The 11819-nt window shown below is 37.3% G+C and carries 15 protein-coding genes; 11 read left to right on the top strand and 4 right to left on the bottom strand.

What is annotated here, in order from left to right; all coding sequences use genetic code 11:
- Window positions 1-2: 2 nt before the first annotated feature.
- Complete coding sequence (locus G530_RS0104210) at window positions 3-1046, bottom strand: flavin-containing monooxygenase (protein WP_026933340.1); 1044 nt, start codon at window positions 1044-1046, stop codon at window positions 3-5.
- Between the two features lie 56 nt (window positions 1047-1102).
- Entirely contained in the window at window positions 1103-1600 is a 498-nt protein-coding gene (locus G530_RS0104205) for a DUF456 domain-containing protein (RefSeq protein ID WP_026933339.1), read from the bottom strand.
- 108 nt (window positions 1601-1708) lie between these two features.
- Between G530_RS0104205 and G530_RS0104200 the strand changes: the two genes are divergently transcribed.
- The 6 genes from G530_RS0104200 to G530_RS0104175 all read left to right on the top strand — a co-directional run bounded on the left by G530_RS0104200 (window position 1709) and on the right by G530_RS0104175 (window position 6256).
- Window positions 1709-2074 carry a BlaI/MecI/CopY family transcriptional regulator gene (locus G530_RS0104200; RefSeq protein WP_026933338.1) on the top strand — a complete coding sequence of 122 codons (366 nt, stop codon included), beginning with the start codon at window positions 1709-1711 and terminating at the stop codon, window positions 2072-2074.
- Complete coding sequence (locus tag G530_RS17800) at window positions 2071-3642, top strand: M56 family metallopeptidase (RefSeq protein WP_026933337.1); 1572 nt, start codon at window positions 2071-2073, stop codon at window positions 3640-3642. Before G530_RS0104200 ends, G530_RS17800 begins: the two co-directional genes overlap by 4 nt.
- 18 nt (window positions 3643-3660) lie before the next feature.
- Window positions 3661-4134 (top strand): energy transducer TonB, encoded by a 474-nt coding sequence (locus G530_RS0104190; RefSeq protein ID WP_026933336.1) that lies wholly within the window; start codon window positions 3661-3663, stop codon window positions 4132-4134.
- Between the two features lie 14 nt (window positions 4135-4148).
- Window positions 4149-5294: a tetratricopeptide repeat protein gene (locus tag G530_RS0104185; RefSeq protein ID WP_051199675.1), complete on the top strand. Its 1146-nt coding sequence runs from the start codon at window positions 4149-4151 to the stop codon at window positions 5292-5294.
- A 6-nt stretch (window positions 5295-5300) separates the two neighbouring features.
- The gene (locus G530_RS0104180; RefSeq protein WP_026933334.1) at window positions 5301-5705 is read left to right on the top strand and encodes a hypothetical protein; all 405 of its coding nucleotides are present in this window, start codon (window positions 5301-5303) and stop codon (window positions 5703-5705) included.
- A gap of 77 nt (window positions 5706-5782) precedes the next feature.
- Window positions 5783-6256: a hypothetical protein gene (locus G530_RS0104175; RefSeq protein WP_026933333.1), complete on the top strand. Its 474-nt coding sequence runs from the start codon at window positions 5783-5785 to the stop codon at window positions 6254-6256.
- 198 nt (window positions 6257-6454) lie between these two features.
- Here the strand turns inward: G530_RS0104175 and G530_RS0104170 are convergent, their stop codons facing one another.
- Entirely contained in the window at window positions 6455-6745 is a 291-nt protein-coding gene (locus G530_RS0104170) for a YciI-like protein (RefSeq protein WP_026933332.1), read from the bottom strand.
- Window positions 6746-6878: 133 nt separating this feature from the next.
- Window positions 6879-8045: a glycosyltransferase family 2 protein gene (locus tag G530_RS0104165; protein WP_240472125.1), complete on the bottom strand. Its 1167-nt coding sequence runs from the start codon at window positions 8043-8045 to the stop codon at window positions 6879-6881.
- Window positions 8046-8118: 73 nt separating this feature from the next.
- On the opposite strand from G530_RS0104165, the gene ruvC reads away from it, so the two are divergent.
- The 5 genes from ruvC to G530_RS0104140 all read left to right on the top strand — a co-directional run bounded on the left by ruvC (window position 8119) and on the right by G530_RS0104140 (window position 11770).
- Window positions 8119-8670 (top strand): crossover junction endodeoxyribonuclease RuvC, encoded by a 552-nt coding sequence (gene ruvC / locus G530_RS0104160; protein WP_026933330.1) that lies wholly within the window; start codon window positions 8119-8121, stop codon window positions 8668-8670.
- A gap of 45 nt (window positions 8671-8715) precedes the next feature.
- Window positions 8716-9843: a radical SAM family heme chaperone HemW gene (gene hemW / locus G530_RS0104155; protein ID WP_026933329.1), complete on the top strand. Its 1128-nt coding sequence runs from the start codon at window positions 8716-8718 to the stop codon at window positions 9841-9843.
- A gap of 212 nt (window positions 9844-10055) precedes the next feature.
- Window positions 10056-10802 (top strand): cyclase family protein, encoded by a 747-nt coding sequence (locus G530_RS0104150; protein WP_026933328.1) that lies wholly within the window; start codon window positions 10056-10058, stop codon window positions 10800-10802.
- 1 nt (window position 10803) lies between these two features.
- Window positions 10804-11154, top strand: coding sequence for a DUF4260 domain-containing protein (locus G530_RS0104145; RefSeq protein WP_026933327.1), 351 nt, complete (start codon window positions 10804-10806; stop codon window positions 11152-11154).
- Window position 11155: 1 nt separating this feature from the next.
- Complete coding sequence (locus tag G530_RS0104140; RefSeq protein WP_026933326.1) at window positions 11156-11770, top strand: DUF4230 domain-containing protein; 615 nt, start codon at window positions 11156-11158, stop codon at window positions 11768-11770.
- The last annotated feature ends 49 nt before the right edge of the window (window positions 11771-11819 follow it).

Here is an 11819-nt window from a genome sequence, read left to right as displayed (position 1 = left end):
ACTTAATCCTTCTTTTCTATATGATCTGATAAATATTTCGCGTCTTTTTTAATGCCCCCTAAAGTCGCAGACCCCCTGGTATGCAACCATGGCAACCCAATAAAATACAACCCTTCGATATTGCTAACCCCACGGTAATGCTCTGGATATCCTTCTTTGGTTAGTTCCAGTCCTTCTATCCAACCAAAATTTGGCCGGTAACCTGTAGCCCAGATAATATTTTTAAGATCTGTGATCTTTTTCTTTTCGGTAAGCACAAGTTCACCCTCAGCATTTTTGGTTTTCCCTACCGGTTCTACATTGTCTCTTTCCAGAATTTCTTTGACCGGAGTTCCAATCACAGGCTGTCTGGATTGTGATATTTTTTGCCCCAACCAGGTATCCCTGCTGAAACTTAAAAAGCCGGATTTCGTGAACCACCACCATAAAGTCTTCCCTAATATTTCCTGCGGAAGCACTTTCACCTCTGTTGTACCAGAAAAATAGACTTTCCGGCCATTCTCTTCTGAAACCTCATCAAGGATCTGGAATCCGCTGTCCCCGGCACCAACAACCATAGTCCCTCCATCCTGAAGCTGACCTGGATTTTTGTAGTAATTACTATGTATCTGGAATATATCCTTATCAATTTTCTTTGAAAATGGCGGAGTATATGGTATATGAAAAGGCCCTGTAGCGATGACAATATTTCTCGCTTTCATTTCTCCTTCAGAACTTTTTAAAATAAAATGATCATCATGATGTGAGATATTTTCCACCAGGGTATTTAACTGAACCGGAAAATCAAATTTTTCAGCGTATTCTTTAAAGTAATTAGCTACTTCAGTTTTGGTAGGATAATGGCCATTTTGCGCGGGAAATTCCATTCCGGGCATATTATTAAATTCAGAGGGCGTAAATAATGTAAGTGAATCCCATCGATTGAGCCAGGAAGCGCCAATCTCAGCCTCTTTATCTACCACAAGAAAATTCTTTCCCTGCTTCCGTAGATAATAAGCCATGGCCAATCCAGCCTGGGCAGCTCCAACTACAATAAAATCAAGCATTACTCCTTTTTTGTGCAAAAGTAAGCTTATTTAAAGGTTTCTGAAAATGAGCCTATTTAGAAGATAAATTCTTTATAATTCCAGAATTGGTATAGAAAAAGGATCAAAAAGGCAAAAGTCACGATAAACTCCATAAAACTCGAAGCCAGGAGCCCAACAAAAGATCCAAAGGCAGCCTTTCCAGCAGTTTTAGAGTCACTTTTATTTAAAATTTCTCCAACAAAGGCACCTACAAACGGAAAAATTAGAATCGCAAAAGGAATTGGAGCAAAGATTCCAACAATTAGTCCAATAGTAGCCCCAATCATACCCTTCCTGCTCCCACCAAACTTTTTTGTTCCCATGGCCGGAATTATAAGATTCAGCACATAGAACAAAATAGCCACGGCCAGGGTGATCCCTAGAAACAGGTAGTTTATTCCAACACCGGGAATAAGGTAAAAGATTAATAAACCTATCCAGCTTAAAGGCACTCCAGGCAATACGGGCAGGAAGCTTCCAAGTATTCCAAGGATCATGAATATACTTGCAACGATCAATAAAATTATCTCCATTTCTCTACTTTATAAAGCGAATATAATCAACTTAATTTCAATTTTAAACTAACTTATTAGTTTAAACTAAATATTTAGTTTATATTAGCAGAAACAAACTCCTTTAAAATGAAACAATTAACCAAAGCTGAAGAAGAGATAATGCAAATCTTATGGGAACTAAAGCAGGCTAATGTGGCCAGCATTATTGATTCTATGCCCAATCCAAAACCTGCCTACAATACTGTTTCTACGATTGTAAGGATACTGGAATCAAAAGGTTTTGTAGATCATAAGCAAAAAGGAAAGGGTTATAACTATTTCCCGGTTCTGGAAAAGGAGACTTACAGTAACCAGAGCATGAAACAATTGATGAATAATTACTTCAATGGTTCTTTTCAAAGTATGGTTTCATTTTTTATCAAAAAGAATGATATGAGCTCTGATGAACTCGAAAGCATTATGAAGGAGATTAATAAAAATGAGAAGTCATGATACATTATATTTTACAGGTATTATTCTTCCAGCTCTTATTCTTGCTGGTTTATGACCTTTTCCTGAAGAAAGAGACTTTTTTTAACTATAATCGGCTATATCTACTAGCCACACCAATCCTGGCGTTTTTGATTCCCTGGCTGAGGCTTGAATTTCTGGTTTCAGCAGTTCCAGAAAACGCAAGGATGATCATACCAGCAGCCTTAACTAAAGAACCAGACCTTTATGTACAAAATCTGCCCCTGGTAATTATTAATGCCGAAGGCGGATGGGAGCCCAATTGGTGGCTGATCACTTACTTGAGTGGAGCATTAATTTCATTGATTCTTTTTACCTATAAATATTTTCATCTTAAAAAACTTTCAAGTTCCGGAATTACTGAATTTGATAGAGAATTAAAGATCATCAGGGTGCCAAACTCCAAGATCGCTTATACTTTCTTTAATACTATATACCTGGGGAACGACCTGAGTGCGGATGAAAAGCAGCAGATCTTATCCCATGAAATAGTTCATGTAAAACAAAAGCATACTTATGATCTGGTATTTTTTGAATTCCTAAAGATCATATTCTGGTTCAATCCATTGATCTACATTTTCCAGTCAAGGATTGCCGGCGTACACGAATATATTGCCGACAATGAAGTAGTGAAAACCATTTCAAGGAAAACCTATTTTGAACAGCTGCTTAACACAGCTTTCAACACGAAAGATATTTCATTCACCAATCAATTTTTTAATCATTCATTAATCAAAAAACGAATCATCATGTTACAAAAAAACAAATCATCAAAACTTTCAAAATTCAAGTTTTTACTGGTAATTCCATTAATGCTGGCGATGTTGACTTATGTATCCTGTTCTGAAGAACTAAAAGAAGATGAAATAGATTCTTCAGTATCTCAATACAGCTACACGCTGGACAAGACTGAAGGTATGACTGCTGAAAAACAAAAAATCCACAATAAATACGAAGAATTCCTTTTCAATCATCCAGATTATGTAGCCTTAGCCACTATAGATTACAATGCTGATAAAATAAGATATTCGGTTCAATTAAGGTCAGAAAAAATTCCGGAAGGATATGAAAAAATGGAGGTATCAAAAAAAGATGGACGCGAATATACTATGTACATGAATCTTTATTCTCCGGAAAAAGATAAGGCTCAAAATATAGCAAAACCTGATAATAGTATGTATGATAATAAATCTAAAGTGCCTTTTGCTTTGATAGACCGAGTTCCAGCATTTCAGGGTTGCGAAGAATGGGAGCATGATGTTCGTAAAAATTGCACTTCTGGAAAGATATCAGAATTTGTATCTAAAAATTTTGATACCTCACTTGGAAAAAAACTCGGCCTTACTGGTTTAAATCGTGTAATAGTACAATTCAGGATTGATGAAACAGGTCATATTCAGGATATTAAAGCCAGAGCTGCAAAACCAGAACTGGAAGAGGAAGCAAAAAGGGTTGTCGCTAGTATTCCACAAATGCAACCAGGTGAACAGAATGGCAAACCGGTAAGCGTTATGTATTCTTTACCTATAGCCTTTAAAGTCGCAGATTAATCTATTGATAATTATATCATGAAAAAAAATTTAAAATTTTATAGCCTAACATTCTTATTTTCATTGCTCTCAATCACAGGATTTAGCCAGGAAAAGGCATATCCATTTGCCGTGGCAGACCAGGCTCCGGCTTATCCGGGTTGTGAAGATCTCGATAAGGATCAATTAAAGGATTGCACTGTCCAAAAGATCACCAATCATGTGAATACCAATTTCAATACTTCTGTAGGTAAAGACCTAAATATTCAGGGACAAACCAGGATAGAAGTTCAATTTAAAATAGCTGAAGATGGCGAGATCACAGAGGTACGATCTCGCTCTTTAGCCGATAATGCCGAAATACGGGAGGCTCTTCAAAATGAGGCAAATCGTGTAGTTTCCAGCCTTCCACAAATGCAACCCGGAAAGATGAAAGATAAAGATGTAGGAATCATGTATTCTTTACCAATCGTATTTGCCATGCCTGAAAAAGAGAAGAAGAAAGACAATTAAAATCAATATAATTAGTGCGATTTAAAATTACCATTATAACCGTTTTAGCCTTTTCCCTTTCTGTCATAGCCCAGGAAAAACCAATAAAAATAGCCGATAGTCTGGCTGCGGTGGGGAAACATAAGGATGCTATAGATCTTTTGAGAAAGGTGAGTCCGAAATCGGATAATATTTACCTGAAACTGGCTAAATTTCAGCAGGTGGAAGGAAAGACCGAGGAAGCTTTGGAGAATTACAGAACGGCTCTTGAAAAGGCTCCGGGACGAGTACTTACGGCTCAGGATTATGGAGAATTATTACTTGAGTCTGGCAAAATTGATCTGGCAGACAGTGTCTTTACCAGTCTTTCTGAAAGTTATCCAGATAATGCTGGTTTTGTCTTTAGGTTAGGACTTGTAAAAGAGAAGAAAAAAGACAGTACGGCAATCAAATATTTTTTCAAAACTCTCAGTAAAGATTTTACTCATCAGGGTGCTTCTTATAAAGCCGCCAAGTATTACCTTAAAAATGGCAAGTCCTATAACGCTATTTCCTTTTGTAATTCAGGCTTAAAAGAAAGGCCTAACAATGCTTCCTTATTGTCTATACTTGGCCAGTCTTACTCAAGATCTCTCCAGTTTGAAAAAGCTATTGAACCTTATGAGAAACTAATTGCACTTGGAGAAGGTTCAGAGTTTATACTTGAAAAATTAGCCAAAGCTTATCGTGTATCGGGCCAGAATGAAAAAGCTATAGAGACTTATAAGAAGATGCTTGAAATCAATGATATGAATGCCGCTGTTCATTCCAATCTGGGAGCAATTTATCTTAAAAAGGATGAAGTTGAAAAAGCCCAGGAGCATTTTATGAAGGCCTTGTTTATAAATAACCAACCGGTAGATTCTGAATATATCAACCTGGGGCTAACCTATAAACGGCAGGAAGATTACCGCAGTGCCTATATAAGTTTTCAGAAAGCGCTAAAAGAAAACCCAGATAATGAAAGAGCCCAAATTGAATTAGCTCTTGCCGCTGATGCACATTTCGATGATAAAAAGGCTGTTCTTAAGCTGTATGAAGAGTTTCTTCAAAAAAATAAGGATCAGGGACGAAAAGATATGATCTCAATTGCCGAATATCGCATAAGTGAAATTAAAAAAGAGATCCACCTTTCAGAATAGAAAAATATGCTAAAGAAACACATTATCCCTTTCCTGGTTTTTTTCGTAATTAATAGCATTAACGCTCAAAATTCAGAGGAAATCTTTACAGTAGACGTTTATATTAATAGCGATATGCAAATATATCTTGAAGATAAGCTTATCGAAAACGATAATATTGAAAAGGAGATGAGCGATCATGCTTTTAAGAACAATGCCTTTTACGATGATCAGGTTTTATACAGGATCTATGCAGACAGGAAACTGAATCTTGGGGTTATTATGAATGTGAACAACCAACTTATAAAGGCATTCCACCCTTCAACAACTAAAACTGAACGCTATTTACTGGACACCCAGGAGCTGGATGTTAATGAATCTACCTGGCAGAATAATATTCAAAAACTGGATCTAAAGGCTATTGATAACTGAAGTTCGATTTTTAATCGAATCAATTTTTCCTAACCTGCTATATTTCACTATTTTTGGAATCCGAAAGTGGATTGCCAATGAAAAAAGTTTTACTTTTTGTATTTACTTTAATGCTAACTTCCTGCAATTTTGAGACTAAAAAGATCTCTTCTGAAGAGGTTCTGGAGCAGGAATCCCGTTTTCTAAACTGGAAAGAAGTTGACGAGTATCCGGCATTTGAACACTGCCAGGATAAGACAGATCTTGCTGCGGCAAAGAATTGTTTTGAGCGACAGGTTGCAACCACTATTTATTCTTTTTTGGCTAGTCAGCAGCCGGTAGTTACAGAGAGTATTAACGACACTCTTTTTATTTATTTAGAGATCACCAAAGATGGTAGACCTCAAATAGATTCTGTGAAGGTAGATACCACCGTAACTAATCAATTACCTGAAATTGAGCAGTGGCTCAGACAAAGCATAGATTCGTTACCTAAGATCTATCCCGCCAGCAAACGCGGAATCCCGGTTTCTACCGTATTCAAAATGCCGGTAGTTGTGAAAGCCGAATAACTTGACTTTAGATTTCAAAAGTAAAAGGTTAGAATTTTTAGTCTTCGCTTTTCCAATTATCAAATCGAACTGAAATTTATCAGAAAAACGTTGTGCTGAACTCGATTCAACATCTCATGAAATAGCTCCTGGATCAAGTTCAGGGTGACAGCTTTCAGTTCACATCAAGTATGACGGAGAAATCTTATTAATCAGTTTTCAATTCTCAATTCTACTACCAATCACTGCATTCCATTTTCTTACTTCCCATTTTTTGATCAATCCGTTTTTTAAATAAGGATCATTTTCTGCAAAGGCTTTCGCTGTTTTATCATCATCCCCGCGAAAAATAAGGATGGCTTCATCTGCAGGGTCATCCATTGCTCCACCCAGGACAAGTTCTCCCTTTTCAGTAGCTTCCTTAGCCATTCCAAGATGTTCTGCACGATATTGACCGCGGTCCTTGAGATAATTATCTGCTAGTTTGTAACTAAGTATGTAATAATTCATATGTATAAAGTTTATCTTTTTATTCATAATTACTCGTCACCCTGAACTTGATTCAGGGTCTCCAATAGATGCTGAATCAAGTTCAGCATGACGTCTAATTAAAAATTTCTATATCTCAATTGTCAATCATCAATTATTTTTTAAACCTTCTCCCCTTCCATTCATAACCTCTAAAAAGAGATAAAATCGCCACATAAACTGTAAAAATAGGATACACTATACTACTCCATAAATAATGACGCATAAGTCTATCGCGATTCATAAACTTAGCCGACTTATAAATAAGGACAAAATCTGCGTTGAATTTAAGCAGGAAGATTAACATTAAAACCTGATAAGGTACTAGATTCAAAAGTGCCAATCCGGTAAAAACAATCAATGAAAAGTTCATCAAGAAGACGATTAACCCCGTAAATTTTGCAAAAACACTGGAATATGAAGAAGTTTTTGCCGCCCAGCGTACTCGCTGATTCAGCAAACTTCTTAAACTTTTTTGATAACCGGTTAAAACTACGGCAGAAGCCGATTTTATAAAATCAACCTTGTAACCTTTCTTCCTTAATTTCTGTAACAAGAAAACATCATCCCCACTGGCGATCTTTCCATAGTCATCAAAACCCGACTCCTTTAGAAATGTATCCTTTTCATAGCACATATTTGCGGCATTACACATAAAGGCTTTTCCAATTCCGAAGGAACCAATAGTAGATGCCTGCAGGCTCATAAAATCCATTTCCTCAAAATTCTGAAAATAAGGCTTTTTATCTCCAACTTCCTGAACAAAGCCAACTGGGGCGGCAATCATTTTTGAAGCCTTTTCCTGTATACTTTCATTAAACAATTGCAGCCATTTAGCAGGCACTATACAATCAGCATCGGTGGTAACGATATAGTCAAATTTTGAAATATCGATCGCGGCCTGTATGGCATCTTTTTTTGGGGAAATAGTTTTCCTGCTATTTTCCAGAAGGTGAATATTCAGTTCAGTGAAATCTAACTTGAATTTTTCAGCAATGGATCTTGAAGCGTCCTTAGATGCATCATTGACCAGGATAATTTCAAATTTATCTCTGGGATAATTCAGACTGGTAAGGGATCTAAAAAGTCGGGGCAGATTTTCAGCTTCATTTCTATAAGGTATGACAATAGAAAAAGTGTTTTTTCCAGCCAGAGCTTTCGATTGAAATTCAGGAACTCTGTTAAATCCAACTATAAAAGCAATGATAAGCCCCAGATAAGAAGCTGCGATCAACCCCAGGAAGATCAGCAAAAGCATAACCGATAAGTTTGATGCTGCCAAGACAGAATTGTTTAGCTTTGTGAAAGTCCCAAATTAGTTAATTTTTGTGAGCAAATCTTCGGAAAAATCGGTTTTGAAAGGTGAAAAGATCATTCTCGGCATAGACCCGGGAACTACTATTATGGGTTTTGGACTCATAAAAGTGGAGAATAAAAAAATGAGCTTTATCCAGATGAATGAACTTCAGCTGAGTAAATACAAGGATCATTATGTAAAGTTGAAACTCATCTTTGAAAGAACCATCGAACTTATAGATAATTATCATCCCGATGAGATCGCTATTGAGGCTCCCTTCTTCGGAAAAAATGTGCAGTCCATGCTAAAACTAGGACGTGCGCAGGGTGTAGCCATGGCTGCCGGACTTTCAAGGGAAGTTCCCATTACTGAATACCTTCCGAAAAAGATAAAAATGGCGATCACTGGAAACGGGAACGCCAGTAAGGAGCAGGTAGCGAAAATGTTGCAGAGTCAGTTAAATATAGGAGAGCTCCCAAAAAACCTGGATGCCACCGACGGACTTGCCGCAGCGGTTTGCCATTTCTATAATTCGGGGAAAACTGAAATTGGAAAAAGCTACACCGGTTGGGATGCTTTCGTGAAGCAAAATCCGAATAAGGTCAAATAACCGTAACAATAAACTGGTTATTGATCAATGCTAATTGATAATTGAATGAGCGGTATCTACATCCATATTCCTTTTTGCAAACAGGCCTGTCATTATTGTGATTTTCATTTTTCCACGTCTACGAAAAAAAAATCTCAACTGGTGGAAATGCTCTGCGAAGAATTAGAATTGAGGAAAGATGAAATTGGTAGAAACATCCAAACTATATATTTTGGGGGAGGAACCCCTTCCCTGCTTAATTCTGAAGAGTTAGACCTCATTTTTAAAACCATTTTCGAATATTTTAAGGTTTCTGAAACTGCAGAAATAACTCTGGAAGCAAATCCCGATGACCTTACTGAAGAAGTCATCAAAATGCTAAATGCTTCTCCCATAAATCGCTTAAGTATTGGTGTACAATCCTTTTTTGAAAAGGATCTGAAGTTAATGAACCGGGCCCATAATTCTGAAGAAGCATTGAGATCGCTTCAATTGGCGAAGCATTATTTTGACAATATTAGCATCGATCTCATTTACGGGATTCCGGGTCAATCGAACGAGCAATGGAAACAAAATCTCCAACAAGCTTTAGAACTCGATATTCCACACATTTCAAGTTATGCACTTACGGTGGAACCAAAAACGGCTCTGGAAAAATTTATCGAAAAAGGCAAAGTAAAGCCGGTGGAAGACGAACAATACCGGGAGCAATTCGATATTCTGATAGAAACACTTACTTCTAAAGGTTTTGAACATTATGAATTTTCCAATTATGGAAAACCAGGCTATCATTCACAAAACAATATAGCCTACTGGTTAGGAAAACCATACCTGGGAATTGGCCCTTCTGCCCATTCGTTTGATGGCAGATCCAGAAAATGGCACATTAGTAATAACTCTCTTTATATTAATTCCATCGAAGCAGGAAAACTACCTCAGCAAACCGAGGAACTTTCTACGACAGACTCTTATAATGAATATGTGATGACCAGGTTACGTACTAAATATGGAGTTAACCTTGAGGATATTCAGGAGAAATTCGGCGAAAAATATAAGCTTCATTTTTTAAAGGAAGCCGATAGGTTCTTACAGGACGGACTGATGGAAAATTCTGATGAAACCTTCCATATTACTCCAAATGGGAAATTCCTTAGTGATGGCATCGCGGCAGATCTATTCTATATAGACAAGTAGCAGCTCGTGTTGAACTCGTTTCAGAGTCTCTGTAGATGCTGAATCAAGTTCAGCATGACGCACGTAGATTTCTCCCTCTGGTCGATATGATTTTACCTTATAATCTTAATTTGTCATTTCGAAGAAGCATTGTGAATGAGAAATCTATTTTTAATGACTATTATCAATTATCAACTAACAATGCTACATTTGTTAAGACCAATCGATCGCACATGTTAGCTACTATCAGCCATAATGGTAAATCTTATTCAATAGATTTCTCGAAACCTCTGGATATTTCCATTAGTCTACGCGGAGACTATAAAAATCCAATGGCATGGTATCTAAAACATCCGGAAATTGAACCGGTAATCGACGGCGGTTTTATAGGAAAAGTGAGCAAAGGATCGTCTGTGAATTTCAATAATATCTGGTTTAATCCGCATGCTCATGCCACACATACTGAATGTGTTGGACATATTACCTCTGAGCTGAACACGATTCAGCAGCACTTGAAAACATTCCTTTTTAAGGCCAGACTTATTTCAATTGAACCTCAGAAAATAGATGAAGACCTGGTATTTACCAAAGAACAGATCTCTAAAAAATTACAGGGCATAGAATCGGAGGCCTTAGTGCTTCGTACCATTCCGAATTATATAGGTAAGATCTCTAAACATCATTCGCATACCAACTGGCCATATATTGAAGAAGATGCGATGATCCTCATTCGGGAAGCAGGAATTAAACATTTCCTAATAGATCAGCCTTCTGTAGATAAGGAAAAGGATGAGGGGAAATTACTGGCTCACAAAGCATTTTGGGACTATCCTAAAAACACCCGTTTTGATGCCACTATTACTGAATTGATCTACGTTCCCAATAAAATAGAGGATGGAGAATACTTTCTAAACCTTCAGCCTGCATCTTTTGAAAATGATGCCGCACCATGCAAACCGGTACTTTATAAAATTCAGTAAAATGAAACTCACATTAAAAATTGAAGATTTGATCATGCTTCTCCTGGGGATCTGGGCTTTTAACCTTCAGGACCTGAGTTGGTGGTGGTTTATCGGTCTGTTCTTTGTGCCCGATTTTGGCATGCTGGGTTACCTGGTTAACACGAAGGTGGGCGCTTTTTTCTATAATATTTTTCATCATAAAGGACTGGCGATTGTCATTGGCTTAATTGGATATTATCTTAAATTGCAGGAACTGGAAGTGGCAGGTATCATCCTGTTCGCTCATTCCAGTTTTGACCGCTTACTGGGATACGGACTGAAATACGAAAAAGGCTTTAAATTTACGCACCTGGGAGAAATAGGAATTTAATATGGAATTACTTTTTATAGGATTGGCCATTGGTGCTGTCGCTGCATATTTCATTTTTGCAGTTTTTAATAAGGAACGCTCAAAATCGAAAACCAATGAACAATCGGTGGTTTTAATGGATAAGATCAAAAGCGTTTGCAAGTTCATAAGCATCGAAGGCGATTTTTCTGAGATCTATCATTATGAGAATATGAAGGAAAAATACCTGAGTCTTGTCCTGGGAAAGAAAAAAGCCATTGTTCTGGTAAATGCCAAGGCTCATATAGGTTTCGACCTTAGTAAGATCCAGATGCAGAGTGATAATGAGCATAAAAAGATCATACTTACAAATTTTCCGCAGCCGGAATTGTTAACCATTGAAACTGATTTTAAATATTACGACAAACGTGAAGGATGGGCGAATCCCTTTACCACTTCAGATCTAACCGATATTAACCGGGATGCAAAAAAGGCGATCGTAGATAAGATCCCTCAAAGCGGACTCATGGATCAGGCGAGAAAGGAAGCTTTAGATACCATTGTTTTGATGGAAAAAATCGTGGAAACCATTGGCTGGAAACTGGATTATACCGCGCTAACTATTGAAGATTCTAAAAACAAGAAAATTGAAAAGTAACGGATGCTGAATCAAGTTCAGCATGACGGAGATTAAAAATTTATCAAAA

It is taken from the genome of Christiangramia echinicola DSM 19838, from assembly GCF_000423065.1.
Classification (GTDB): Bacteria; Bacteroidota; Bacteroidia; order Flavobacteriales; family Flavobacteriaceae; genus Christiangramia; species Christiangramia echinicola.
This window is presented reverse-complemented; position numbering and strand designations above follow the sequence as displayed.

Bases quoted from the DNA above. Each gene is read 5' to 3' on its own strand.
- G530_RS0104210 (WP_026933340.1), bottom strand. From the start codon at position 1,046: ATGCTTGATTTTATTGTAGTTGGAGCTGCCCAGGCTGGATTGGCCATG.
- G530_RS0104205 (WP_026933339.1), bottom strand. From the start codon at position 1,600: ATGGAGATAATTTTATTGATCGTTGCAAGTATATTCATGATCCTTGGA.
- G530_RS0104200 (WP_026933338.1), top strand. From the start codon at position 1,709: ATGAAACAATTAACCAAAGCTGAAGAAGAGATAATGCAAATCTTATGG.
- G530_RS17800 (WP_026933337.1), top strand. From the start codon at position 2,071: ATGATACATTATATTTTACAGGTATTATTCTTCCAGCTCTTATTCTTG.
- G530_RS0104190 (WP_026933336.1), top strand. From the start codon at position 3,661: ATGAAAAAAAATTTAAAATTTTATAGCCTAACATTCTTATTTTCATTG.
- G530_RS0104180 (WP_026933334.1), top strand. From the start codon at position 5,301: ATGCTAAAGAAACACATTATCCCTTTCCTGGTTTTTTTCGTAATTAAT.
- G530_RS0104175 (WP_026933333.1), top strand. From the start codon at position 5,783: ATGAAAAAAGTTTTACTTTTTGTATTTACTTTAATGCTAACTTCCTGC.
- G530_RS0104170 (WP_026933332.1), bottom strand. From the start codon at position 6,745: ATGAATTATTACATACTTAGTTACAAACTAGCAGATAATTATCTCAAG.
- hemW (WP_026933329.1), top strand. From the start codon at position 8,716: ATGAGCGGTATCTACATCCATATTCCTTTTTGCAAACAGGCCTGTCAT.
- G530_RS0104150 (WP_026933328.1), top strand. From the start codon at position 10,056: ATGTTAGCTACTATCAGCCATAATGGTAAATCTTATTCAATAGATTTC.
- G530_RS0104145 (WP_026933327.1), top strand. From the start codon at position 10,804: ATGAAACTCACATTAAAAATTGAAGATTTGATCATGCTTCTCCTGGGG.
- G530_RS0104140 (WP_026933326.1), top strand. From the start codon at position 11,156: ATGGAATTACTTTTTATAGGATTGGCCATTGGTGCTGTCGCTGCATAT.